The sequence below is a fragment of the Paenibacillus sp. LT-B23 genome (genome assembly GCF_059417685.1).
This window is the reverse complement of sequence record NZ_JBSQBM010000012.1, coordinates 17,383-41,259: the sequence shown is the minus strand read 5'-3', so window position 1 is coordinate 41,259 and position 23,877 is coordinate 17,383. Positions and strand designations below refer to the sequence as shown.

General features: G+C 47.1%; 27 protein-coding genes. 15 read left to right on the top strand and 12 right to left on the bottom strand.

Annotation, left to right across the window (positions count from 1 at the left end; all coding sequences use genetic code 11):
- The first annotated feature begins 2 nt into the window (after positions 1-2).
- From ACWXW9_RS16050 to ACWXW9_RS16000, 11 genes are all read left to right on the top strand, one after another.
- Positions 3-212 carry a hypothetical protein gene (locus ACWXW9_RS16050; RefSeq protein WP_494930211.1) on the top strand — a complete coding sequence of 70 codons (210 nt, stop codon included), beginning with the start codon at positions 3-5 and terminating at the stop codon, positions 210-212.
- Positions 212-955, top strand: a complete 744-nt coding sequence (locus ACWXW9_RS16045; protein WP_494930210.1) for a JAB domain-containing protein — start codon at positions 212-214, stop codon at positions 953-955. The genes ACWXW9_RS16050 and ACWXW9_RS16045 overlap by 1 nt, the downstream gene beginning before the upstream one ends.
- Positions 956-972: 17 nt before the next feature.
- On the top strand, positions 973-1,845 hold the full coding sequence (locus ACWXW9_RS16040) for a type II secretion system F family protein (RefSeq protein WP_494930209.1): 873 nt from the start codon (positions 973-975) through the stop codon (positions 1,843-1,845).
- Between the two features lie 32 nt (positions 1,846-1,877).
- Positions 1,878-2,276 (top strand): DUF4320 family protein, encoded by a 399-nt coding sequence (locus ACWXW9_RS16035; protein ID WP_494930208.1) that lies wholly within the window; start codon positions 1,878-1,880, stop codon positions 2,274-2,276.
- Positions 2,267-2,815: a hypothetical protein gene (locus ACWXW9_RS16030; protein ID WP_494930207.1), complete on the top strand. Its 549-nt coding sequence runs from the start codon at positions 2,267-2,269 to the stop codon at positions 2,813-2,815. The genes ACWXW9_RS16035 and ACWXW9_RS16030 overlap by 10 nt, the downstream gene beginning before the upstream one ends.
- A 125-nt stretch (positions 2,816-2,940) precedes the next feature.
- A complete protein-coding gene (locus ACWXW9_RS16025; RefSeq protein ID WP_494930206.1) occupies positions 2,941-3,537 on the top strand; it encodes a DUF6550 family protein in 597 nt (198 codons plus the stop codon).
- A gap of 115 nt (positions 3,538-3,652) precedes the next feature.
- Complete coding sequence (locus ACWXW9_RS16020; RefSeq protein WP_494930205.1) at positions 3,653-5,356, top strand: DUF8193 domain-containing protein; 1,704 nt, start codon at positions 3,653-3,655, stop codon at positions 5,354-5,356.
- A gap of 18 nt (positions 5,357-5,374) precedes the next feature.
- Entirely contained in the window at positions 5,375-6,046 is a 672-nt protein-coding gene (locus tag ACWXW9_RS16015; RefSeq protein WP_494930204.1) for a TraC-like domain-containing protein, read from the top strand.
- A gap of 3 nt (positions 6,047-6,049) precedes the next feature.
- Positions 6,050-6,871 (top strand): C39 family peptidase, encoded by an 822-nt coding sequence (locus tag ACWXW9_RS16010; protein WP_494930203.1) that lies wholly within the window; start codon positions 6,050-6,052, stop codon positions 6,869-6,871.
- Between the two features lie 12 nt (positions 6,872-6,883).
- Positions 6,884-8,701 carry a VirB4 family type IV secretion system protein gene (locus tag ACWXW9_RS16005; RefSeq protein WP_494930202.1) on the top strand — a complete coding sequence of 606 codons (1,818 nt, stop codon included), beginning with the start codon at positions 6,884-6,886 and terminating at the stop codon, positions 8,699-8,701.
- A gap of 95 nt (positions 8,702-8,796) precedes the next feature.
- Positions 8,797-9,810: a hypothetical protein gene (locus tag ACWXW9_RS16000; protein ID WP_494930201.1), complete on the top strand. Its 1,014-nt coding sequence runs from the start codon at positions 8,797-8,799 to the stop codon at positions 9,808-9,810.
- A gap of 208 nt (positions 9,811-10,018) precedes the next feature.
- Here the strand turns inward: ACWXW9_RS16000 and ACWXW9_RS15995 are convergent, their stop codons facing one another.
- Entirely contained in the window at positions 10,019-10,237 is a 219-nt protein-coding gene (locus tag ACWXW9_RS15995) for a hypothetical protein (protein WP_494930200.1), read from the bottom strand.
- A 391-nt stretch (positions 10,238-10,628) separates the two neighbouring features.
- The gene (locus ACWXW9_RS15990; protein WP_494930199.1) at positions 10,629-11,582 is read right to left on the bottom strand and encodes an aldo/keto reductase; all 954 of its coding nucleotides are present in this window, start codon (positions 11,580-11,582) and stop codon (positions 10,629-10,631) included.
- Positions 11,583-11,739: 157 nt separating this feature from the next.
- Here ACWXW9_RS15990 and ACWXW9_RS15985 point away from each other — a divergent pair, with 157 nt between their 5' ends.
- A complete protein-coding gene (locus ACWXW9_RS15985) occupies positions 11,740-12,405 on the top strand; it encodes a TetR/AcrR family transcriptional regulator (protein WP_494930198.1) in 666 nt (221 codons plus the stop codon).
- A gap of 157 nt (positions 12,406-12,562) precedes the next feature.
- Here the strand turns inward: ACWXW9_RS15985 and ACWXW9_RS15980 are convergent, their stop codons facing one another.
- From ACWXW9_RS15980 to ACWXW9_RS15970, 3 genes are read right to left on the bottom strand one after another with little or no spacing between them, the layout of a single operon-like run.
- The gene (locus ACWXW9_RS15980; RefSeq protein ID WP_494930197.1) at positions 12,563-12,736 is read right to left on the bottom strand and encodes a hypothetical protein; all 174 of its coding nucleotides are present in this window, start codon (positions 12,734-12,736) and stop codon (positions 12,563-12,565) included.
- Complete coding sequence (locus tag ACWXW9_RS15975) at positions 12,714-12,950, bottom strand: hypothetical protein (RefSeq protein WP_494930196.1); 237 nt, start codon at positions 12,948-12,950, stop codon at positions 12,714-12,716. Before ACWXW9_RS15975 ends, ACWXW9_RS15980 begins: the two co-directional genes overlap by 23 nt.
- A gap of 39 nt (positions 12,951-12,989) precedes the next feature.
- Positions 12,990-13,283, bottom strand: coding sequence for a hypothetical protein (locus ACWXW9_RS15970; RefSeq protein ID WP_494930195.1), 294 nt, complete (start codon positions 13,281-13,283; stop codon positions 12,990-12,992).
- Positions 13,284-14,043: 760 nt separating this feature from the next.
- On the opposite strand from ACWXW9_RS15970, the gene ACWXW9_RS15965 reads away from it, so the two are divergent.
- Entirely contained in the window at positions 14,044-14,373 is a 330-nt protein-coding gene (locus ACWXW9_RS15965) for a hypothetical protein (protein WP_494930194.1), read from the top strand.
- A gap of 78 nt (positions 14,374-14,451) precedes the next feature.
- Here the strand turns inward: ACWXW9_RS15965 and ACWXW9_RS15960 are convergent, their stop codons facing one another.
- The 3 genes from ACWXW9_RS15960 to ACWXW9_RS15950 all read right to left on the bottom strand — a co-directional run bounded on the left by ACWXW9_RS15960 (position 14,452) and on the right by ACWXW9_RS15950 (position 16,951).
- The gene (locus tag ACWXW9_RS15960) at positions 14,452-14,973 is read right to left on the bottom strand and encodes a TetR/AcrR family transcriptional regulator (RefSeq protein WP_014278036.1); all 522 of its coding nucleotides are present in this window, start codon (positions 14,971-14,973) and stop codon (positions 14,452-14,454) included.
- A gap of 167 nt (positions 14,974-15,140) precedes the next feature.
- Positions 15,141-16,262: a HAMP domain-containing sensor histidine kinase gene (locus ACWXW9_RS15955; protein WP_494930193.1), complete on the bottom strand. Its 1,122-nt coding sequence runs from the start codon at positions 16,260-16,262 to the stop codon at positions 15,141-15,143.
- Positions 16,263-16,276: 14 nt separating this feature from the next.
- Positions 16,277-16,951 carry a response regulator transcription factor gene (locus ACWXW9_RS15950; RefSeq protein WP_494930332.1) on the bottom strand — a complete coding sequence of 225 codons (675 nt, stop codon included), beginning with the start codon at positions 16,949-16,951 and terminating at the stop codon, positions 16,277-16,279.
- 144 nt (positions 16,952-17,095) lie between these two features.
- On the opposite strand from ACWXW9_RS15950, the gene ACWXW9_RS15945 reads away from it, so the two are divergent.
- Positions 17,096-18,049: an ABC transporter ATP-binding protein gene (locus ACWXW9_RS15945; RefSeq protein ID WP_494930192.1), complete on the top strand. Its 954-nt coding sequence runs from the start codon at positions 17,096-17,098 to the stop codon at positions 18,047-18,049.
- The gene (locus ACWXW9_RS15940) at positions 18,046-18,747 is read left to right on the top strand and encodes an ABC transporter permease (protein WP_494930191.1); all 702 of its coding nucleotides are present in this window, start codon (positions 18,046-18,048) and stop codon (positions 18,745-18,747) included. The genes ACWXW9_RS15945 and ACWXW9_RS15940 overlap by 4 nt, the downstream gene beginning before the upstream one ends.
- Before the next feature lie 876 nt (positions 18,748-19,623).
- Here the strand turns inward: ACWXW9_RS15940 and ACWXW9_RS15935 are convergent.
- The 4 genes from ACWXW9_RS15935 to ACWXW9_RS15920 are packed head-to-tail and all read right to left on the bottom strand — an operon-like array spanning position 19,624 to position 23,776.
- Complete coding sequence (locus tag ACWXW9_RS15935) at positions 19,624-20,841, bottom strand: L-serine ammonia-lyase, iron-sulfur-dependent, subunit alpha (RefSeq protein ID WP_494930190.1); 1,218 nt, start codon at positions 20,839-20,841, stop codon at positions 19,624-19,626.
- Between the two features lie 13 nt (positions 20,842-20,854).
- Entirely contained in the window at positions 20,855-21,691 is an 837-nt protein-coding gene (locus ACWXW9_RS15930) for an enoyl-CoA hydratase/isomerase family protein (protein ID WP_494930189.1), read from the bottom strand.
- A complete protein-coding gene (locus ACWXW9_RS15925; RefSeq protein WP_014278044.1) occupies positions 21,681-22,520 on the bottom strand; it encodes an enoyl-CoA hydratase/isomerase family protein in 840 nt (279 codons plus the stop codon). The genes ACWXW9_RS15930 and ACWXW9_RS15925 overlap by 11 nt, the downstream gene beginning before the upstream one ends.
- A 29-nt stretch (positions 22,521-22,549) precedes the next feature.
- A complete protein-coding gene (locus ACWXW9_RS15920; RefSeq protein ID WP_494930331.1) occupies positions 22,550-23,776 on the bottom strand; it encodes a M20 metallopeptidase family protein in 1,227 nt (408 codons plus the stop codon).
- Positions 23,777-23,877: the final 101 nt, after the last annotated feature.

Below are 23,877 nucleotides of genomic sequence, written 5' to 3'. Positions count from 1 at the left end.
CCATGTCTGCACCCGAAACAGCTTACTTATTGGGAAAATTGATAGAGGCTTCCCCTCAAGAACAGGAACAAATCACCAAACTGCTGGTACAGCACGGAACCCTTTTATTTTGGGCAAAGTTAGAGGACTGGAATTTGCCCGCTGTATTATTGGAGCAATTGCAATCTGTGAAGCAGGTGTTACAAACTATTCAAAAAGGTAGGGATACCTGATGGATACACCACTTGATGAGATGATGATTGCCGATTACGTCAAATCCCTCCACAAGCTGACTGGCATTCCACTCCGAAAATTACAGCTCTATGGCATTCGGAATAATCTGCTCAATGCGGTTGAGCATCCTCATGCTTTGGAATTAACAACGAAGCAGCTTCGCAAGGTGGAGCAGCTCAATGCCTTCCTCCGATCTCATCGTGTTCTGCAATGGGAAGAGGAAAATGCCAAGCAGAAAATCTTGAATCCCGAATCCGCACACCGCTATTTTTTCGCTTATTTAAGTGGTGTAAAGGATCGGGAACAATTTATGGCTGCTTTCCTCGATATTAAAAATCAAGTCATTGAAACACGTATCATCTCAGAGGGAGGCGTTTCGGAAGCACTCGTGCATCCACGTAGCATATTAAAGTCCGCATTAAACTGCGATTGCTCCTCCATCATCTTGGCTCATAATCATCCGAGTGGTGTGCCAACCCCTTCCCTCGAAGACATGATGCTGACAGAGCGAATGATTGCCATCTTTGACCCGCTCCACATTAACGTGTTGGATCATATCATCATTGGCGGCACAACCTTTGCTTCACTGGCTAAAATGGGACAAATGCCTCGTGTAGCGGAAAATGCACCTTCTTATGAAATCATTACAGCAACCGCGCGTGAATCCCCTGCTACGTATGCAGTAGATGAGTTAGGACTGGAAATTGGAGATGAGCTTTCAGATGAAGAATGGGAGCGTTAAAGGAGATGTGAACATACATGACAGGATGGTTGGTTGGCTTCGACTTGTTTATAACAGTCGGGGCTTATTTGATTGTAGCTGCCTGGTTGAAGTTACCCACACTTGCATCTACCCGTGCCATCCTCAAGGTGGCCAAGATCGGCAAGCAGAAAGATTCCCCTGTTCAAGCACTTCTCTTTCGTCTATCCGCTTGGCTTGCAGGGGAATTAAAGCTTAGCGACTACTATAGACGAAAGACAGCCGCGACTTTGCGCTCAGCGGGTATTCAAATGACCTCTGAATCCTTTGTAGCTGGGGCCATTGTGAAGGCCGCACTTGTTTTCGGGAGTGGATTGCTGCTGCTGCCCCTTTTACCCCTTCTGTTTCCGATGTTTGTCTTTCTTGCTATTGCGATCTTTTTCAAAGAATCTCGAAGTGCCAACGAGATTGTACGAAAAAAGCGAGCGCAAATCGAACAGGAACTGCCCCGCTTTGTCGCGACCATTGCCCAAGAGTTAAAAGCGACACGAGATGTCCTCCGTATATTGGAGATTTATGCGAAACATGCGGGGGGTAGCCTGCAAAGCGAACTCTGGATTACGATAGCCGATATGAAAAGCGGCAATCAGGAAACAGCACTCTTACGGCTGGAAGCTCGCATTGGCAGCACCATGCTTTCGGATGTGGTGCGGGGACTACTGGCCGTCATGCGCGGCGATCAGGGTGTTGTCTACTTTGAGATGCTGGCCCACGATTTTAAACTCATGGAAATTCAGCGGCTGAAGCTCATCGCTATGAAGCGTCCGGGCAAAATCCGCAAGTATTCCTTCTACATGCTCGTCTGCTTTATGTTGATGTACATGGTCATTTTAGGCATGGAGATTATGAAAGCGATGGGTAAGCTGTTTTGAATACTGTTCATCCCATGAGAAAGGAGGCTTCTATGCCTATTCCATGCCTAGCTAACAAACGAGGCGAAGGATATATTGACGTTGTTGTACTTGTATTGGCCGTTGCACTCTGCATCGCGCTCGTTGTAAAAGTTGTCCCCGTATTTATCATCAAACACCAGTTGGATACCTATGCTGCAGAGTTAGTGCGGGAAGCAGAAATGTCAGGCAGAGTTGGAGTGGAAACCACAGGGCGGAATGCGGAACTACAGACTCAGACGGGACTCCATCCCACGCTCACCTGGAGTAGAACGGGGCAAATTCAGATCAATGAGGAAGTAATGGTCACGCTGCAAACAACCGTTAATATTGGATTATTCGGAGGCTTTGCATCATTTCCTATTGAGCTTACTGCCAAAGCCAGCGGAAGGAGCGAAGTATTTTGGAAATAAAACATATATGGAAAAATCGTTCTGGAAGTGGCTTTCCTATCATAATTGCGATTGTACTGGTCGTGTTACTGATTTCCTGTGCGGTATACGAGTACCTGCGGCTCAGTATTATTGCGGCTGGCGTGCGCGATGCAGTGCAGAGTGCCATTATTTCAGTGGCGACAGAAAACTACAGCAATGTATACCCTGGCCTTCGCCAAAGCTATTCTGGTGGCTTCAGCCGATCCTCAAGCGGGTGGTCAGCACAGATTTCTACAGGCGATATCTACTCGCAGCTTACAGAAACGCTCGGTCTAATCTCGGAAGGCAATCAATATAGCAAGCGAACAGACAACCAGCTTGAATTTGCGTTATCCGGGCTGACTATAACGATTGTGAATGCCCCTTTTGCCCCTGGTGATCCGAATACCATCCAGCAATTTACGTCCAAGGCAGTCGTTCACCTGAAAGTTCCCTTGTCCTTTGGTTGGAGCCATTTACCTCCGATGGAAGCAGACCTCCCCATTCAAGCTGTATACAGGCCTCGATTCAGGAAATAGATCGACGACTTTTTTATTTTTCAACATGTACGTTTCTATTGGTTTTTACAGAATTATACAGTATGATGGAAATAGAAGTGCTAGATCCCAAACATGAATGTTTCATATAAAGGAGTTGCACAAATATGAAGAAAAAATTCTGGCTTGTCAGTGGACTTGTAATTGCAATCGCCTTTGGAGGATGGTTGATATGGAAAGGAGCTTCTCCGCAAAGCGATCATGAAATCAAACCAGCTCCTGTTGTTGCGCCTGTAACTTCTACTGTTCCGAATGTGAAAGCGCCCGAAACCTCCTTCAGTGCAACACCAGCTATACCTTCTGAACAGTCTAGTCCTTCACCTGCCCCGGTTGTGGCTTCCGAAATCAAGCCTCAACCTGTGATTACCGAAAAGCCTGTGCTTCAGCCCGAAAAAGAGAAGAAGCAAGTAGAATTACCGATAACCAAACCAGAAAAAGCAGCAAAGCCCACCGAACCAGCGAAGCCTAAAGTGAAGGAAAAGGAAAAAACGCAAAAACCTTCTGCCCCTCCAACCTATGAGGAAAAAGAGGTCAAACCAAACAAGGAAACTGCCGCGAAACCAAAAGCTGGTGAGAAAAACAGCAAGGGACAGGTCTATGTCCCAGGCTTTGGGTGGATTGAAGACAGCGGGCCTAATCAAGAAGTTACTGTCGGCAAAGAAGGTGACGAATTAACTGGCAATAAAGTCGGAAGTATGGACTAAATTCTACTAAAACTAAGTCGAACGAGCGTGAGCTAATAGAGCTGAACGCTCGTTTTTTTATTGAAAGGAGACAAAAATGAAGCGATTAAACCTAAAAATAATCTTATGCTTCATAGTGATTTTAGTAATGCTGGTTCCTCTCATTAGCTATGCAGATGGTGGTGGTGAGGGGAACATTGATAATGGCGGCGGAGGAATGGGAAGCGGAACTGGGCAAAACTACTGGAACACGAACGACGAAGGTGTTCGCGTAACCATTATTCGAAATAGCGATCAGACTCCCATCACCACTCCTATAGACCTCACCAACAAATCCCCTTCAAATAACATTATTCATTTTGGAAAACATAGCAAGATTCATTATAGAAATGGTCATTCTTTATCTCCAGTAAATGGCGGGTATGTCTCCGTACACCCCCAAAAGAAGCTCCCACTCATTATTAAATCTGATAAGGGACAGGCTTCATTAGAGGAAATAAAATTTTACTTCACTGATGAACTGATTATTCAATACATTGCTGAATCCACAGGCATTGACTACGAAACATTAATAAACGGCAATTACAAACTCCTCTTAGAGCCTATTGCCTACATTACCTTTCAAGGCACTAAAATGGCTATGACTGCTCACGAAGCAGCCTTGTACGATCAAATCCTAAGTGGTGGTCTTCGCTCTAAAATGGTCAGCCTGACACACCAAAACTTACCACTGGCTATGTTCCTTGAAATACCTGATCTTGGCTTTCCAGCCTGGGATGGTTCAACCAGTAGCCGCGTCAGCAATGCTCAAATCATCAGCTCTCTTGGCTTGGGTGTTGTGCGATTCCATGATGCTCCGACTACATCGCCTCCTAACCAAACGACTGTTGAATACCGAACCAATACAAACGTTATCACTTCTGTACAGCTCTCCACTTCGGCACAAATAACACCCAAAGCACCTGCCCGTGTGACCTTTAGCATCATGGGCAGCAGTTACACTGTAACCAACATTGTCATTCCAGAAGGCGATAGCCAATTGGTATGGGTAAAGTGGCGCACACCAAGCAGGCCCCAAAACATTACCATTCATATCACAGCCTCTGATGGATGGTTAAGTGAGCAATTGATTACGGCTTCAATTGTAGACCTTGACCAAAATCCCCCGCCTGATCCCAAAGCAACAGATCGTAATTCCAGCTATAAGCAACCCCCTGTTCCTTCCTACTCTAGTCGAACATCCGCCTCTTGGGGGATATGGTCAGCTCGCTGGCATGAATATTGGGTTTGGAAATCAAACTGGAAGTGGTACTCCACCGGAAAAGACAGCGGATATTGGCAGGACAATGGCTCTTGGAAGGATGAGGGCTGGTGGGACTACGATTGGACAGGCTATACCGCCACACTCTCTGCATCCCAATTGATCACGCCTGATGCAAAATCCCCCTCTCGTTCCAGTCAAATGAAATCCGGGTATGGGATTGAAATAAACAGCTCGACTGCCCTTTACTCCAACGCTCCAAGCAGTCATATTACAGGCGCACAACACGCCCTTTCCTATTTTCCTGAATTTGCATATCAAAAATACTGGCGGCTACATGAGATAAAGTCCCCTGGCTATAACACAAACTTCTGGCTAAAGGCCAATGAATATTCCACCTATGAAAGCCGCGTTCACTTCACCCCAATCTGGTTTCCTGACGGTACGTATACTCCTATCACCATCATTCTGGATGCTTGGACGCCAGATGGGATGCTGACGCTCCAGCTTCAAAGCACCCTCACCATTTACGGCAATCTGTTTTCCGACTGGCACATTGCACCGCAGAAAACCAAATAGAAAGAAGGTGCTGCTTTTATGCTACTGCCGATTCTCATGCTGCTCCTCTGCCTTGTCGGCGGGGGAGCTGTTTTATTTTACTTGAAAACGAGCAAAACCAAATCAAAAGAACCATTAAATCAGAATACTCAAACAGCTCAACAATTCGTTAACGTGCAAGATATTCACGGTAATTTTCTCTACACGCAAGATGGTTGGCTACTTTGCTATTTACGTATTTTCCCTATCAGCCTTGATCTATTAAGCAGTTCAGAAAAGAAAATACTCATTCAAAAACTGACCGCCGAGTTATCCTCTATTCGCTTTCCGTTCAAATTTTTAGCCGTCAGCCGCCCCGTAGATATTTCTCCACTCATTTCCGAACTAGCTTCTGCGCTTCCTGTTGCTGATCCAAAACAAAAAGAACTACTACGGCAAGAGATTGCTGAAATGAACAACCTGGCTCTATCAGGCGAAGTCGTCGAACGGCAATTTTACTTGATTCTATGGCAACGTCAGGAGAGTGGTGAGCGTGACCTGCTCGAAAAAGCGAAGCGACTTGTGCAGCACTTTGAAGACGGACAAGTCCAGGCTCATGTTCTGAAACAGCATGAAATTGTCCAATTATGCAATCTGGTCAACAATCCTGCTTATACCCATCTGGAAGATACGAACTCCCATGCCACCATTCCCTTTTTGAGGGAGGTGTGAATCATGGAACCTGCTACTGCAAAATTACTGGCCAGACTGGCTGTCAAACTAGCAACAGATGAACAAGCTCGTAAAAGAATATGGATGCTGATTCTAATTCCTATCCTCATTTTTTTGCTCCTCGTTTCCTTCATCATGCAACTGCTTACTTCTCCGATTGAAACCCTCAAGCTCATGCTAGGTGCCAGTGAAGCACCTGTTGTAAACGAACTGCGGATGGATTACGGATACACACAAATGCTCCAGGAAACCGATTCGGGATATGAGGAGAGCCAGGGGCAGCAGTACGAAGGAGTGACTTTAAAAGATGGCAGCCGTGAAGTGGTGTATTTTAACCAACTGGATCAACGTTGGGCCAAAAAGCCTTACGGCCCCCGTGACACCATTGGCGTGTCTGGTTGTGGCCCTACTTCACTGGCTATGGTGGTTTCTACGCTGACTGATACAACCGTTGACCCCGTCAGCATGTCCAAATGGGCCTATGACAACGGGTATTTGGCCGAAGGCACTGGTAGTTACCACACTCTGATTCCGGATGGAGCCAAACATTTTGGATTACATGTGGAAGGAGCATCCGTCAAAGAACCGCAAAAAGTATTGGATGCCCTCTCTAGCGGAAAGCTGGTCATTGCCATTATGAGCAAAGGTCATTTCACCTCATCCGGTCATTTTCTGGTGCTGAGAGGTGTGACTGTGGACGGGGAAATTTTGGTTGCCGATTCAGCAAGCCGCAAGCGCAGCGGACAGTCTTGGGACTTCTCTGTTATTTTAAGCGAAGCTCGCAAGAACGCCGCGGCTGGCGGTCCCTTTTGGATCATCCATTAAAGGAGGCCCCATATGACAAAAAACGATAAAAATGACATGCACATGAATGCTTCCTTATTAAATGTCATTACCCCAATGGGATTGGAATTTTCCCGCAATGGTCTTATCATCGGTGAGCAGGCTGCAAAGCTATATGGCGTCATTCAGTATCCTCCCAAAGCAAATGTAGGTTGGCTCTCCACGCTTACTAATCTTCCTTCCAGCATGGTATCCATAGGATTTCAACCCATAGACAACAGCGTGCTCATATCCTCCATATCCAAATCCATTACGCAAAATCGCAGCACTGCGGACAGTGCTAAAGACCCACTAACCCGCCAACGTGCAGAGAAAGCCGCCGCAGATGGCGAGAATATCATGCTGCAAATCGACCAAAACGCAGAAACTGTGGGCCTAATGAATGTTGTTGTGATGCCCTTTGCTCATGATGAAAAGCTGTTCGCCCGCACTTGTCGGCGTATAGAGAATACCTTCAGCTTGATGCGCTGTAAAATCCGCATGTTAGCTCATTTACAAAAGGATGGGCTAATGCACCTATCCCCGATGTATCCCGCTCAAGAGACAATAGACCAGGTCTTGAACAGAATTATACCGATGAGTACCTTTGTTGGAGGTTTTCCTTTTGCCAGTAGCGGCTTTAATGATGGTACCGGATACTACTTGGCAAAAGACGCAAGTGGTGGACTGATTATCCTTGATCTTTGGAAACGCGGAGGAGATCGCACCAATTCTAACATTGTCGTAATGGGCGTTGCTGGCGTTGGTAAATCCACTGCCGTGAAGCATGTTGCGCTCAGTGAGTATATGAAAGGTACAAAAGTGATCTTTATCGACCCCGAATCTGAGTATAAGGAACTTTGCCAGCAACTAGGCGGTGACTGGATTAATGCTGGGGGCGGCTCAAACGGTAAGATTAATCCTTTGCAAATCCGTCCGGCTCCCCGTGATGATGAGGGCGAAGAGCATCCGCTCTATAAGGATGAAGGACATGGCGTGTCCGATATGGCCCTGCATCTCAAAAATCTGGAGATTTTCTTCAACCTGTACATCCCCGATTTGAACATGATGCAAAAGGCAGTTCTCAAGCAATGTCTCATCGAACTCTATAATCAGTTTCATATCCACTGGACAACAGACATCACTAAGCTGCAAAATATCGACTTCCCCACATTTACAGATTTATGTACCTTGATTCAGCAGAAGGAGCAGGCCCTGAATAATGAGGTATACAAAGAGTTAGCTCTGCTCCTCTACGACATTGCAAACGGCGGAGACTCTTTCTTATGGAACGGTCACAGTACGATCCAAACTCGTAGTCGCTGCATCTGCCTGGACACCCACTCTCTACAAAATACAAGTGATAATATCAAGCGCACCCAATACTTCAACCTGCTCTCCTGGTGCTGGGAGCAGATGTCACAAGATCGTACAGAACGGGTTTTGCTCATTTGCGACGAAACCTATCTTATGATTGACCCGCAAGTGCCGCAGAGCCTGGTTTTTCTACGCAACGTTGAGAAACGTGCCCGGAAATATGAAGCTGCTTTAGCAATCATCTCGCATAGTGTCGTGGACTTTCTAGCTCCAGAAATCAAAATGTATGGACAAGCCTTACTGGATATTCCGTGTGTGAAAATATTAATGGGAACCGACGGAAAAAATCTACAAGAGACACGAGAATTATACAATCTTACAGAAGCCGAAGAAGAACTCTTGGCCAGCAAACAACGGGAACATGCCTTGCTGATGATCGGCTCCAAACGGCTCCATGCTCATTTTGAAATACCAGATTACAAATTCACCTACATGGGTTCTGCTGGGGGACGATAATCATGGATAAACAGAAGCAACTTATTGAGTTGTTTACCTATATTGGCTTGGTTATAGCCGGAATTATTCTCTTGTTCATGAAAGAAGGTTAACCCATGATTTTATACTTGACCCGTGATGTTCGCAGTAACCTGCTTGATTTTCTGGAGAAAGAACAAGAACTGCCCATAAAAAAACTAACGGGCAGTTTTTCTCTGTTATCCTTTGTCATTCGGGATATGCGATATTTTGCCCATGTTCGCTATGTTGTACTGGATAGAGAAGCGATCATTGAATCCGATGAAGAATTGATTCAAGCCTTGCAGTCTTATCAGGCTATCTATGATATGCGTATTGTATTCATTGCGGAGGGATTACCAGCCAGCAGCTCTTTCACTGCTCAACTGATTCAAGGTGGTATATTGAATATGGTTACAGCGACAGAAATTAAGGAGATCCAGGAAGAAATAAGGGAGTGCTTTTCCGAGGATGGAATGCAGCGATTTAAACCGGACACGATTTCCTTGCTTGAGGAAAAGGAAGTGAACACTCTTTCTGATGAGGAAAAGTTGCAGTATCACTTCACCTGTACCAATTTAAGGATTGCTATTGCCGGTTGTGACCGCCGCGTAGGGGCAACAACAACTGCTATGAATTTGGTTTGCTGGATTAATGCACATGGCGGAAGTGCTTGTTACGTGGAGGCCAATTCAAATAATCACCTGGCCCACATTATTCATTTATTCGAGCCGGAGAAAGTAGGAAATGCTTATGTATTAGAAGACAATGACCTTTATATAACAAAGGAATTGAATCGAGATTACAATGTCATTGTCCTGGATTGCGGTGTTCTGCACGAGCGCCACATTCAGGAAGATTTTGCTTCAGCAGACATACGCTTGCTCTGTGGGTCTGCTATGCCGTATGAGTTGGCTGGATTTTATAAGGCTATAGAACGGTGTAAAAGTTTCCCTGTTCACCCTCTCGGACTATCTGTACCAGATGACATGAAACCATATTTAGTGCATAGCTTGAGTCAAGATATTCTTTTTAGCGAAATGTCCCATAACCTCTTTGACACAAAAACGAATACTCAGTTGTATCAACTATTACTCAAAGAGTATTTGTAGTGAGATATAACTTTTTTTGCAAGAGGATACGAAGGTTGCAATAAGATTTTGCCAGATCCCCTACAAAGTTCAGATCGGAATCAATCGTTAGCAGAGATCTGTGCGTCAGTCGAATTTGGGCAAATGCCCCCCTCGGATCAAACATACCGATATCCGGCTTCCCTACGGCTATTACTAGCTCCTATTCCGTTGTTTCATTTTTCGGGAATCACTCACTTTCTCTTGTACAGAGGAAGTTGCACACCCTGCCAGTACTACGAACACAGGTAGTAGCAACTTCCTCCATAGCTTGAAACTCTTCTTTCTTTGTTTTATAAGTGTTTATTTCAACCCTCTGCCAAATTGCTATTGCCAGCAGGAGGCCTACAATTCCCAGCATTATAGCTCCTTTATTGGACCATATTTCTTTAGCATCTGCCCTGCCCATGGTTGAAAAGATTGGTTTTTAATCATTCATACTTTTTGATTCCTATTATTGCTCATTGAACTCCACGATAAATTCTACGGATGTCACCTTCATGATGAAAATGTTCGGTGAAAATAAAGTATTAGACTGGAGTCATTAATTCAACGCGGTTTTTGAATTAAAGAATCTTTAGCTTTTGAAAAATAAGTTATAGACTGATCCATAAATAAAAGCAGCAGCGAATCCATACTTGATAAATAAAGTCTTAGACTGCTGCTGTTGTCGTTGAACTAACGTTTCCCGTTAGCTTACTCGCCCTTACTTTTAAAACTTCGATCGTAATCTGCACTACATCAACATCCGCTGTGATTAGGATTTATATTTAGCATTATTCCGCAACAGGATACTACTATTAATAACGACCACCAAACGCATTTGGACTAACAGCATCAATACGAGCAAAATCATCAGACGTAAGATGAATATCAAGTGCCTTGATATTATCCTCCAAATATTTACGGCGTTTCGTACCAGGAATCGGCAATGTGCCTCTTTCTACTGTCCATGCTATTGCTAGTTGAGGTACCGTACAGTTCTTTTCTTTGGCGATTGCCGCTAGTTTATCAACGATGTTAATATTCTTTTGAAAGTTCTCACCTTTGTAACGTGTAAAAAGATTGCGCATATCATCAGCTTGGAAGTTCTCATTCATATGACGTTCCCCCGTAATAAAGCCTCTGCTTAGAGGACTGTAAGCTACAAGTGTGATTCCTAATTCTTTTACGGTAGGTAGAGCTTCTTCTTCAATTTCCCGACTCCAAATGGAGTATTCCGATTGGACTGCGGAAATAGGGTGTACTTCATGCGCTTTACGAAGTGTAGATGCACTAATAACTGATCCATTTAGGCCATTAGAAAGACCAAGATAACGTACTTTACCTGCTTTAACTAAGTCAGCCATAGCACCAACTGTCTCCTCAATTGGAACATTAGGATCTACCGCATGTTGATAATACAGGTCGATATAATCGAGACCAAGACGTCGAAGGCTTTCATCAATAGCTTTCTTTACATAGTCCGGGTGTCCTCCGATGAATTCCCAATTTGGACCATACGAAAACTTGGTAGCGACAATTGCCTGTTCTCTTCGTCCCTTCAACGCTTTTCCTAATAGCTCCTCATTATGGCCGTTGCCATATGTATCAGCAGTATCAAGCAAAGTTACCCCGAGATCAAGCGCCCGATGAATGGTTTTAATGGACTCCACATCATCAATGGCGCCATATATGCCGGGGGACATTCCCATCATACCCAATCCGATAGAAGAAACGACGATATCGCTATGACCGAGTTTTTGCGTTTTCATTTTAGTTCCTCGCTTTTTATATGTTTTAGCTTCGAGTTACATCTTAGCATAAATACATTTACACAGTAAACACTTTTAATCATTTATGTATAATATGCAAAATATATTTGTGCCGAAAGCGAAATTCCGGTTATAATAAAAGTAAGGGGGGCTTTATGTGAATAGCCAGATATCAGATAAAAAAAACGAAACACGAGCTAAGCTTATGAATAAGTTGCTTCCTTATTTACGAAAAAATGGCCTTCAGTCCGTTCGGATGGACGAAATTTCTAGAGTAATGGAAATAAGCCGAGCGACTTTATATAAGTATTTCTCAACCAAGGAAGAAATTGTCGAGTTCATCGTAGATGGTTTTATTGAATACATGAAGGAACTGACTCACAACCCTTTGGATTCGGTTCAAAGTTTCGGTACTCGTTTTTTGCAAATATTTGAACAAACCATATCTCTAGTCGTTTATTTCTCGGATATTATCCTTCAGGACCTCGAAACCAGTTACCCGGATTTATTTGATCGCTTTAATGAAGCTATGAAGGAGCGAGAAGAGAAGATACTGGCTTTCTTTGAGGAAGGTAAACAAAAAGGGATTTTCAATAAACTTAACGGCAGGCTATTAATAAAGCAGGATGAAATTCTAAGAGGGATGTTCGATGTTAAATTTCTGATGACCAATCAATTCACGGTTCAACAAGTTTTATATGATTATTTTCAATTAAAGAGGATTCAGTTGTTTAAGCCCGAAAAGCTGACAGCAATTGATGATGAAGTGTTGATGCCGAAAATAGAACATTTAACTCAAAAAGTGACCAAAAACCTTTTTTAACATTTACTAACGCGATACCACAATGATAAGAGGCCCACCAAATTAAATTAATGGGGGTTCTTCACTAACCTGCCCGTTAGCTTAATGAGGTCGCCCGATTGGTCTGCGGCGGCCTCATGATGTGTTTTCTGCGCTAACGTTTCCCGTTAGTTGAGCGTTATATAATGATCTTCTCTGCTGAAGCATTAGTTAAATTCTCGATAGTAACTTTCATACAGCTTTCCACTGTATCTGTTAATGAATTTGTAGAGTAGAGAACTCCCCAAAAGCCCTTCTCCCCTATTATCTCGCTTATTTCTTCATCATGTTCAATCCATTTGAAGTTCTTCATGCAATCGTTCCAGTTCCGCCTCGGCTGCTGCTTGGAATGCCGGGATTGAGACCTTGTCGATGCCTCCGCTGCCTCCGTTTGCTCTCACCGATTCCCATGCCATTCCCAAGTTTGTTCGGTGATACACCTTGTCAATTAACGAATGAACTTTTCTTCCTGTGCCTTCTGCTTTCATGCGTCTCGTGTCCTCCGCTGCAAGTTCTGGGTCTTTCACATAGGGAACTTTCCGTTCCTTGCCGCCTACTCGCGAAACTCATTCCAGTTCCGGTCTCCATAAAGCGAGCCGCCTTCCCCCTTCTGCGTCACCTTTTGAGTGAGCAAAGGCCAACCGCACCATGGCGGCTGATCCGGACGTTTCTGTTGTTCGTCCGTCCTGAAGTAATACGCAGCTCTCCGACTTCTCGCCATGCGTTCGGTATGCACTTCGGGGTTTCCTTATAGCATCCGTTACTGAAACTGCCGCGCATTCTTTTGAAGCGGCGGGCGCGGCGCGACCGCTTCGACTTTGTTTAACCACTCGTCCTGCAAGTGCATTCGTTTCAGACACGACGAGATCTCCGTGGGTCACATCGTCATCTTCCGTACCATGCCGTCCGCACACACCTTGGTGCGATGGGTGGACTAGAACGCCTTCGTCTCCATAGTGCAGACTCGACCTTGCCCCATCTTTGGCCGACCGGTTCGCAATTCGGGTAGCCCCGTTTCACTACGGCCTGGTACTTCTCCTCAAGCCCTTCAGACTCTGCCTCGCGGCAGACGCCCTGCCCTCCGGCAAAAAAAAACTTGCCGGCCCACGAGACATTACTCCCGAGTTTGGATATGAGTCCCCTAGTCCGAGACTCAGCGGGACTTTAACCCACCTGATGATCGTGCTGCCACGCACGCAGTATGGCCCTCTCCGACTCCCTTCCCGCGGCTCGCCATTTCGCATTTTAGGCTGCTTATAGGGTTGCCGTTTACGGCGACTGGCCGCCGTGCGGGGGAGGGTCTCGCTAGTTCCAGACACAACTTTCACCACATGCCGATCCCTCTACACCGGAGAGTTCTTTCACGCTGCATTCCAAGTTCTTCGCGTGTTCCATGGTCTTCGCCTGCACCCCACGAGGCTCGACACTCCCTTGTCCCTTTCGGGTTTCAATTGACGATGCGGCAGGATTCACGGTTGTTACGGCCTGCGGTTTTGCGACTACGCTTTGCGCAGTTTTCACAAGGCTTCAGCCACCAGATTTCTCTGACGTCTGCCTGCTAGCTACGAGGCGGCTTGGTCCCTACCTCGGCTGAACTTTCATCACCTAGTTGTGCCTAGCTTGGCTAGGCGCGCTGGGGGCTATTTGACGCTTACTTTTCTGCGAAATGTAGGAGATCAGCTCAATCGCTTCAACGATTTTTTTGGATTGACTTTCGAGCGTTTTCGCGGCATCTGCCGAATCATTGACAGTCTCGTCCAGCCTTTTGATGGTTTCAATTGTTTCCGTGACAACCGTTTCACTGGCCTGCGCGAGTTCGGAGGCTTGCTTAGAGGATTCAGCGGCCTGCTCGTTGCGACTCGATGTGTGAATCAGCGTTTCTTTGATCTCCCAGATGGCATTGGAGGCCAACTGAATCTGGCTGAGCTGAGCGGCGGCTCGAATTATTGATTAGTCAATAACAAAAATCTAGGACAAAGATATTGATTGATCAATTACTTTTTAATAAAATAAATAAACCTTGGAAGATTATTTATTTTCGTTAAACGCAAAAAGCTCCGGCAGATCCAAAAAGCAAGAAATGTTGCACATCATGCCCATCGCGATAAAAACAGTTGCATTTCTCTCTGCATCGGATATGCCTGCTGCTTTAAACCATTCCAGGGCATACGTTCTGATGCGGGATAACCCCGCTTTGGCGGCAGCCCGGATCGCTTCTTCGATGATGCCAATGCCGATCACCTGTAAAGCAATCTCATTGGGATATAGGACCGATAATTCTTCATAGGCTTTGACCAAGTCGCTGCCCAGTTGCTCCGGACTCGATTCGACATTTATAAACGTTTGGAGGATTCGATCAAACGCCCGATTCAAAACGGCAATGAAAAGCTCCTCCTTCGTCGGAAAGAAACGAAATACATAAGGTTGAGAGATTCCGGCCTTTTCTGCGATAAGGGCAGTCGTCGTGTTATAATATCCGCGCTGGGCGAATACCTCCAAACCTGCCTCAAGGATGTCCTCCTTTCGATCCTGTCCTTTCGACCTGACCATAGCAAGACCCATTTCATTAGTAATTGATCAATCGCATTAGCTCCATCTTTCATTCCCAACGCAAGGGGTCCTCGTCCCCGGTGCCCCGTCACCGGGGACTGCGGCACCGACAAGACCTTTTACCTCGGCGATGCTAACCGGCAACTGCATCAGAATTTTATCGTTCTTTATCTTGTTCTTGGCATGCTGGCAAACCCATTTTGCACGTTATAGGCTAGATTCGAAATGTCTGCCCCCAAAGGCAGCCTGATCGTAAAAATTGAACCTCGATAAAGCTCGCTTTCTACCTCAATCGATCCTTCGCACAATTCGACGATGCGCTTCACCAGCGTTAATCCGAGTCCGTTGCCCGCCGTTGCGCGCGAAGCATCGCCTTGATAAAACTTGTCAAACATCCGCCGCATCGTCTCTTTGCTCATCCCGCTTCCTTGGTCCTCAAGCCGAAACACCGCCTCCCCTCCGAACTGCCGTAAGCCAATCTTTAGCGTCCCTCCGCTGTGCGAATGCTTGATCGCATTATCCAACAAATTAATCCACACCTGCTGAATCAAATCTTTATTGCTGCACATCTCGATCTCTTCGTCCAAATCAAGCTCCAAATTGAGGTTTCGGGCACTCCACTTCGGCTCCAGCATCAGAATTGCCAGCCTGACTTGCTCGTCCAAGCGGTAGGCGGACTTTTCGCTTACGATTTCAATATTTTCTACCTTCGACAAGTTGAGAATGCTGGTCGATAAGCCGACCAAACGATCGGATTCCTGGATAATGCTGTCCAGGTATTCCTGTTTGTCTTCCTCGCTGAGGCCACCCTTTTTCAGCAATTTGGCGAAGCCGCTGATAGAGGCAATGGGGGTCTTGAATTCATGGGAGAAGTTCCGCACGAAATCGCCGCGCAATGTCTCAATCCCTTTCAGTTCCTGCACCATTGTGTTAAAGCTAGCCGCCAGTGCATCCAGCTCAAACACAATGCTTCCCCTCGCCCTCACCTCGGCGGAAAAATCCCCTTTTGCCACCTTCCCGGTGGCTTCCATCATTTCCCGGATCGGCCTGACCGAGCGCCTGCTCAACAGCGCGGCAATCCCCACCCCCAGAAAGAGGCTGATATATAACAACACATACACCCCGCGAATGGGTTCCGGCTGATTCATGTCAAGCAGACCTGCCCGATAAAGCAAAAAAGCAAGCAAACCTGCAGAACCCATAGATAACACCATGACCACAAACACCAACGCAACCAAGGAAAACGCCAGACTGATTTTTTGTGAAAGAAACCTTTTCCTGCTCGGCATCCTGCTCATCCCTTTCACGCGCGCTTCACCATCTTGTATCCCAACCCGCGCACCGTCACGATTTCAAAATCAGAGTTGTCCCTGAATTTGTCGCGCAAACGATTGATATGGACATTCAGGGTGTGGCTATCGATCTCGGTTTCCAGTCCCCAAATTTCCTCCAATAAATGCAGACGGGTAAAAATTTTGTCGGTAGAGCTCATCAGCTTAAACAGCAGATGAAACTCCTTTTGGGGCAGACATGTTTGCTCCGATCCTCTTGTAACCGTTAAAGCGTTGTAATCCAAAATAGTATCTCCCAACACGAGTTTGTGCTCGCTGGCAATCTGCGCCCTTCGCAGCAGCGCCTTGATGCGGAACAGCAACTCCTGTCCGTCGAATGGCTTGGTCATGTAATCGTCCGTACCGGCAAGGAAGCCCTGGTGCTTGTCCGTCATTTCATACATAGCCGTGACCATCAGGATCGGAATATTGTCCCTGACGCTGCGCAATTCCTCGCATAATTGATAACCGTCCATCTCCGGCATCATCAGGTCCAGCACAATCAGGTCAAATCGCCGCTCCTCCATCCTGCTCAGCGCTTCAAGCCCGTTTTTAACCGGATGGGCATTAAAGCCTCCATGCTTGAGCACAGCACATAGCAGCTTTTGCGTATTGGCATCATCTTCGACCACAAGAATATCGAACACTGCGTATTCCTCCCTCCACCGCAACATGATTATACTCTTCCAAAGTAAACCGAACATCAACCCCGATTTGCCACATCGCTTGAGGTTCAGTTGATATTCAGCGATTAAAGTTCTGCTTATCCCATTATAAAGAGAGGTTATGAAATGACAACAAGCAAAACCGAAAAAATGGTCAGTGCCAACGCCATCCATCTTGAAAATGTCAGCAAAAACTTCGGCAATTACCCGGCCGTGCGCAATCTTTCATTGGAGGTGAACCGGGGAGAAGTTGTCGGATTCCTTGGCCTGAACGGCGCCGGCAAGACCACGACCATCAAAATGCTCCTGTCCCTGCTGAGACCATCTTCCGGCAGCATTTACATGTTGGGGAGCAAGGTTGACGCTGGCAATTATAAGCTATGGGAAAAGGTAGGCTATTTAGAGGAGGCAACTTTTTATCCGGAACTTACGGTTACGGAAAATCTGGACATTGCCCGCAGGATGCACCTGATCTCCGACCGCAATTTCATTGCTCGCGTCATCGAGCAGCTTGATCTGGGCGCTCATCAGGACAAGAAGGCCAGAACGCTTTCCCTCGGAAACAAACAACGGTTAGGATTGGCAAAGGCTATGATCCACAACCCGGAGGTATTGATACTGGACGAGCCGATCAACGGACTTGACCCGGCCAGTGTTGTCGAAATCCGGGAGCTGCTGCTCGACTTGTCGCGCAATCGCGGCGTCACCATCCTCATCTCCAGCCACCTGTTAGAGGAATTATCCAAGCTGGTGGACCGTATAAGCATCATGCACAAAGGGCAGCTCATCCAGGATATGAAGGTAAGCCAAATGGAGCAAGCCCTGAAAAAAAGCGTCATCTTGGACGGACGCAATCGCGTTGCCCTGATGCGTATTCTTACAGAGCATGGGTACAGCTATGAAGAAGCCGCGGACGGGCGCTTGGCCTTGGCAGAAGGCCGCGCGATCACACAGCCGGAGAAAATCGCAGAAATTTTAGTGCGAATGGGCCAGCCGCCGACTCATCTGAGCGTCGTGACGGAAGATCTGGAAGGTTATTTCTTGCGCATGATCCGTACAGAGGGGAGGAAGCAGGCATGAAGCTCCTTTCTCTCCTTCACAACGAAGCTCGTAAAATAGGGCGTTCTGTCGTCTTTTGGGTTATGCTCGGGGCCTTTACGGCATTGCCCCTGATGATTGCTATGTTCAACAGCTCCGCAGCGCACTGGGAAGACTACTTCGCAGAGCTGCTCGGCTCCATAGGTGCCTTGCTCGTCGTAGGATTTTCATTCACCTCCGCCTGGGTATTTGGAGTGGAGTACACTAACAATACCATCAAGGACATCCTTGTGAAGCCGGTCCCCAAGACCTATACGGTATTGGCCAAATTTATCGCCATCGCGATCTGGAATACAGGAATGGCTATTTTCACCTTTACGGTCATCGCAGGCGCGGGTTCCCTGATTGGCGTCGGCGGAGGATCCGTATCAGCCATCTTGCATGTTTTCTGGCCATTCATGGCCGCCTGCCTGCTGATCATGCTCGTCAGCACGACGAGCGCTTTCATCGCCAATCTCACCCGAGGCTACCTCGCACCGATCGGAGTCACCTTTGTCATCGTCATCGTCTCCAATGTAGTCGTGCAGTTGGGCTTCGGACCTTATTTCCCATGGACGATTCCAGTCCTGCTGCTAACCGGAGCCGAGCTCCACTGGAGCAGCATGGCGATACTGGCTGCCACAGGACTAGCAGGATTCGCCGGAACAGTGGCTTGGTGGCGATTTGCCGAGCATAAGTAACAGCCCTGCTTTGGAAAAGTATAGCCTCTCGGTATCCGCCGAGGCAGATGGGACAAGGGGGGTTCCTTGAACCATCGTGCACCCTCCTACATTGTAGGAGGATTTTTACATTCCTTACCTATTGCACGCTGGGAAACTGTAGATACTTTTCTTCAAAAAAAAGCTTGACGTTTTTCACTTCCGCCTAAATCACGAGAAAGGTTGTCGTTTTTCCCATTCTCTCGATTGGAGCGTGTTGTCGTGAATACTAACATTATTAGAGTTTCTTATTCAATCTCCCGTAATCGACGTATTCATATACAATTTTATAATGGCATCGTATCCTTCTACCTCATATTGCCTAGGGATGAGGATCACATCATAATTAATTTCTCACATCCTAGTATAGCCATGTGACTCTTTTGTCCGAATATATGATCATCTATATGGAAAATTTGCGTTGATAACAGTCACTACCTAAACAGTTAAAAACAACTACCCAGCACACTACTATGTAGTATGATAAAAATAAATCCGGTCGAAATAAGCCCTGGAAGAACATCGGCAGACTGCGGTAGGCATTGCTGTGGGCATTGCCCATGAATTTATAACCTATCACTCCAATGCGTAGCTGGTTCATTCGTAATCCTCCTTTACTTAATCCACTGCTGCGTGTACACGCATACATTTTCTCATCCCAGTTGTGCCCCGTCTAATCACTTCTTGCCGGACGACCAACTCTGCCTTGGTCAGACTACCGGCTCGACCATGCTGAGACCGCAGCAGACCGCCTTACATAGCCTCCCCAAAAAGAACGTCCCTTGCTGCCGGTTGGCAGAAGGGACGTTCTTCGTCTCATTACACAAGAATGGAATTAATGCCCCATCATCGCATCATTTAGCTGTCCATTTTATAGAGCTTAGCGAGCCCGCCCTCTGAAGTTTCGCGGTAACTACTGTTCATATCCAGGCCTGTCTCATACATGGTCTGTACAACCAAATCAAAGGATATCTTACGGGTACCAGACAAGAATTTGGCCAGACTCAGCGCATTGATCGCCCGCATCGCACCGACAGCATTCCGCTCAATGCAAGGAATCTGAACCAGTCCGTTAATCGGATCACAGGTTAATCCCAAGTGGTGCTCCATGGCAACCTCCGCCGCATACTCAATCTGATCGATCTCCATACCAGACAGTTCAGCCAGTGCAGCTGATGCCATCGAGCAAGCCGTGCCAACCTCTGCCTGGCAGCCGCACTGAGCGCCGCTGATGGAGGCGTTCTGCTTGACCAGATTGCCCATGAGCCCTCCGACGGCCAGAGCCCTGAGAATCTGTTCGTCCGGGACCCGCATCTTCTCCTGCATATAACGGAGCGAGGCAGGGACAACACCGCTGGCTCCGCAGGTCGGAGCCGTTACGACTGTGCCGGCGGCGGCATTCTGTTCGTTGACGGCGAAAGCGTATGCGCTGACGATCCGGTTCTCCCGTGTCTCCGGGCTCTCATCCACATGCCCCTGATGATAGAGATATTTCGCCTTGCGTTCGACATTAAGACCGCCTTCCAGAATACCTGTGACGGACAGCCCTTCGTCGATCGAATACTTCATCGCTTCCCAGATTCCTTGGAGGAATTCCCAGATCTGTTTGCCTTCACGCTGCTCGACGTAATCGCTTAGCCGGATATGATTCGCTTTACAAAAGGTACTGATCTCTGCAAAGCTGTTCTCCTGGTAAACATCAGGCCTATGCGTCTCCTCCCGCCCCTCAATCACGATATCCCCGCCGCCGATACTGATAGCACGCATGGATGCGGTTTGCCGCCCGCCTTTGTAAGCGAACAAGTCCATGGTATTGGGATGGGGCAGAACAAAATCTGCCTGCGGAACAAATTGAACCTCCGCCCTAACGGGTGACAGTGCTCTAATAATAGCTTTGTCCGTCATATGGCCTTTACCTGTTTTGGCAAGGGAACCATAAATCAACGCCTTAAATTGGTCTGCATCTTCATTTTCTGATTTGAAGATTCTGGCCGCTTTCTCCGGCCCCATGGTATGGGAGCTGGACGGTCCACTGCCAATCTTATAGAGTTCAGTCAACGATCTCATAGCACCCATACATCCTTTCCGACTATTGCCCACTCCTCTGAAAACGTTCCTTGATCTTCATCAGCCGCTCATGAATTCCCTCTTCATCAATGGCCATGTCATACAATTGGTGAGTAAGCTGGAGACCTTGATCCTCTGCAAGAGCTTGTTTCCACAGGTGCGACACAATCGAATGAGTAAGATGTCTCACCGAGCGGGGGGCCTGAATAATGCTTTCTGCCAGCTCCCATGCCCGTGGAAGAAGCTGTTCACGAGGCAGCACCTCACTGACCAGACCGAGCTCTAATGCATCTTGGGCAGTAATGTTCATTCCCGTGTATGCGTAGTATGCCGCTTTCTTGCTTCCCAGTATCTTTTGAAGTGCCAGAACCATTCCATCTCCAGGAGGAATACCGCCCAGGTAATGGGCATCGAAGAACGCTGTGTCTTCCGCGCAAATGGTAATATCACAAAGCGTCCCCAGCTGCCAATGTGAGCCTGTGCCATTGATCGCCCCAATCGTAGGGATGTCAAGGCAATGAATCATATTTTCAATCATTCTTAGTGACTCATGGTACATTTCCAGCTTCTGGCGATTCGGCCAATCCATGAATTTGGTGGTCCAGACTTCAGGATTGCCTATCTGCCACAACTCTCCTGTCCCTGTTAGGATCATGACCTCATTCTCAGGATCACGGCCAATATCTGACCATACATGACCATATGCTGCTTGGACCGGCCAATCGAATTGTAACGGTCCCCCGTTAGTATGCATACGCACTTCGAGAATACCGCCGCGGCGGGTCATGAGGAATAAGTCCTTGTACTTCTCCGAGTATTCTTCGAACCGTGTAGGTCCCGTCATCTTTCTATTGAACATCTTTGCCCATTAGGCGTCCCTGCATTTTCTTCAGCCGCTCCAGCGCCCCTTCTTCATCAATAGCCATGTCGTACATTTGGTGGGCAAGCTGGAAACCTTGATCACTGACCAGGGCCTGCTTCCATGGACGGGAGATAATGGAGTGAGACAGATGTCTCGTTGAACGCGGTGCCTGCATGATCATCTCCGCGAGCTCCCAAGCGCGTGGAAGAAGCTGCTCACGGGGCAAGACTTCACTGACGATACCCAGATCCAAGGCGGTTTGACCATTGATATTCTTGCCGGTGTATGCGTAGTAGGCTGCTTTTTTGAAACCGATCATGCTCTGCAGTGTAAGCAGCATTCCATCTCCTGGAGGCGTGCCTCCCAGATAATGCGGATCGAAAAAGTCAGCGTCTTCCGTACAAATGGTAATATCGCAGAGTGTTGCAAGTTCACAGTGCGTTCCCGGACCGTTGACCGCCCCGATGGTCGGGATGTCAATGCAGAAGATCAAATTCTCAAGCAGTCTCAATGATTCATGGTACTGTTCGAGCTTCTTTTGCTTCGGCCAATCCATAAATTTCGTATTCCAGACCTCCGGGTCCCCGATCACCCATTTATCCCCTGTACCTGATATAATCATAACTTCGTTCTCCGGGTCGCGGCCAATATCTGACCAGGCATGGGACCATGCGGTATGGGCTTCCCAGGAATGCTTGTACGGCCCTCCATCCGTGTGAAGCCGCACTTCGATGATTCCGTCACGGCGGGTCATTAACAGGAATTCCTTGTATTTCTCCGAGTACTCTTCAAATTTGGTAGGTCCAATCATACGTCTCTCTGTCATTTTAATTCCTCCTAAGTTTGGTTTAGAACTTATCTATTACTTTCAAGCCAATCTCTGGAAAAAGCAGCGTAAGCCGCAGCCCCTCTATGAAGCACCTCATCCGAGAACATCGTCTTTGGATGGTGTACAGGGTATCTGTAACCTTCTTCGGCATTGCCTGCGTTAAGGAACACTGTGGTACTTGGCACCGCCTGTGATACAAATGCGAAGTCTTCTGATCCCATTAATTTACCACCGGATACCAGTTGGGTTATACCGATGAAGGAATTCGCGCCAAAAGTGTTGGCAATCGTCGTTCTCATTTGCCGGTTCAGCCCGCTGTCCGTTTTCACCTCAGGACATCCCCTCGTATAGATCACTTCCACCTTGGCCTGGAAAGTTTCTCCGATCCCTGCGGAAATTTCACGGATACGGGTCTCCATTTTATCCCGCAATGCGGCGTTAAAGGTACGTACACTGCCTTTCATTCTGGCCATATCGGGAATCACGTTGTTTGTACTTCCGCCTTCCATCACGCCAATGGTAAGCACTGCATTATCAATCGGCGATATTTCCCGGCTAAGGATACCCTGCAGCGCCAGATGAAGATGAGCCGCTACATTTAAGGGGTCCACTGCGGCCTCGGGCATTGCGCCATGTGAGCCCCTTCCGCGGATGATGATTTCGAACCAATCTGAAGAAGCAGATATCGCTCCACCTTCCTCAGGCACTACAAATTGTCCGGTAGGAAGCGGCATTCCAGTCAATACGTGAAGCATCATGGCTGCATCCACCTTGGGATTGTCGAGAATCCCGCTCTCAAGCATCATTTTCGCCCCGTGCAGCGTCTCTTCACCCGGCTGAAACATAAGCTTAACCGTCCCGCGAATCTGCGCTTCATTGGCCTTTAGGATCTCCGCAGCTCCCAGCAGCATGGAAGTATGCATGTCATGACCGCAAGCATGCATGTTTCCATTCAACGATGCGTAAGACAGCTCCGTTTCTTCTTGAATGGGCAGCCCGTCCATATCCGCACGGATAAGAACCACCTTCCCGTCATGCTGTCCGCCAATGGTAACCATTAAACCTGATTCTCCTACTGAAGCGGGCTTAAGGCCCATCGACTCCAAGGCCTCTTTTACATATGCAGTTGTCTTGGGCAAACTTAGATCAAGTTCCGGAACCGCATGAAGGTGATGCCTGTACATGACCAATTTGTCCTGCAGTTGATGAGCCATACTCCAAAATTCTTCAGCTTCTTCACTCACAATGAACATCTCCCAAAGCACAAATTAAATGAACGTTAGAACAGAGTTACCATTCCCCCTTTTTATTTTAAGACTTTTTAAGAACATTTTTATCGTACTGGCATTTTTAT

Bases quoted from the DNA above. Each gene is read 5' to 3' on its own strand.
- ACWXW9_RS16050 (WP_494930211.1), top strand. From the start codon at position 3: ATGTCTGCACCCGAAACAGCTTACTTATTGGGAAAATTGATAGAGGCT.
- ACWXW9_RS16045 (WP_494930210.1), top strand. From the start codon at position 212: ATGGATACACCACTTGATGAGATGATGATTGCCGATTACGTCAAATCC.
- ACWXW9_RS16040 (WP_494930209.1), top strand. From the start codon at position 973: ATGACAGGATGGTTGGTTGGCTTCGACTTGTTTATAACAGTCGGGGCT.
- ACWXW9_RS16035 (WP_494930208.1), top strand. From the start codon at position 1,878: ATGCCTATTCCATGCCTAGCTAACAAACGAGGCGAAGGATATATTGAC.
- ACWXW9_RS16025 (WP_494930206.1), top strand. From the start codon at position 2,941: ATGAAGAAAAAATTCTGGCTTGTCAGTGGACTTGTAATTGCAATCGCC.
- ACWXW9_RS16015 (WP_494930204.1), top strand. From the start codon at position 5,375: ATGCTACTGCCGATTCTCATGCTGCTCCTCTGCCTTGTCGGCGGGGGA.
- ACWXW9_RS16010 (WP_494930203.1), top strand. From the start codon at position 6,050: ATGGAACCTGCTACTGCAAAATTACTGGCCAGACTGGCTGTCAAACTA.
- ACWXW9_RS16005 (WP_494930202.1), top strand. From the start codon at position 6,884: ATGACAAAAAACGATAAAAATGACATGCACATGAATGCTTCCTTATTA.
- ACWXW9_RS16000 (WP_494930201.1), top strand. From the start codon at position 8,797: ATGATTTTATACTTGACCCGTGATGTTCGCAGTAACCTGCTTGATTTT.
- ACWXW9_RS15995 (WP_494930200.1), bottom strand. From the start codon at position 10,237: ATGGGCAGGGCAGATGCTAAAGAAATATGGTCCAATAAAGGAGCTATA.
- ACWXW9_RS15990 (WP_494930199.1), bottom strand. From the start codon at position 11,582: ATGAAAACGCAAAAACTCGGTCATAGCGATATCGTCGTTTCTTCTATC.
- ACWXW9_RS15980 (WP_494930197.1), bottom strand. From the start codon at position 12,736: ATGAAGAACTTCAAATGGATTGAACATGATGAAGAAATAAGCGAGATA.
- ACWXW9_RS15960 (WP_014278036.1), bottom strand. From the start codon at position 14,973: ATGGTCAGGTCGAAAGGACAGGATCGAAAGGAGGACATCCTTGAGGCA.
- ACWXW9_RS15955 (WP_494930193.1), bottom strand. From the start codon at position 16,262: ATGCCGAGCAGGAAAAGGTTTCTTTCACAAAAAATCAGTCTGGCGTTT.
- ACWXW9_RS15945 (WP_494930192.1), top strand. From the start codon at position 17,096: ATGACAACAAGCAAAACCGAAAAAATGGTCAGTGCCAACGCCATCCAT.
- ACWXW9_RS15940 (WP_494930191.1), top strand. From the start codon at position 18,046: ATGAAGCTCCTTTCTCTCCTTCACAACGAAGCTCGTAAAATAGGGCGT.
- ACWXW9_RS15935 (WP_494930190.1), bottom strand. From the start codon at position 20,841: ATGGGTGCTATGAGATCGTTGACTGAACTCTATAAGATTGGCAGTGGA.
- ACWXW9_RS15930 (WP_494930189.1), bottom strand. From the start codon at position 21,691: ATGTTCAATAGAAAGATGACGGGACCTACACGGTTCGAAGAATACTCG.
- ACWXW9_RS15925 (WP_014278044.1), bottom strand. From the start codon at position 22,520: ATGACAGAGAGACGTATGATTGGACCTACCAAATTTGAAGAGTACTCG.
- ACWXW9_RS15920 (WP_494930331.1), bottom strand. From the start codon at position 23,776: ATGTTCATTGTGAGTGAAGAAGCTGAAGAATTTTGGAGTATGGCTCAT.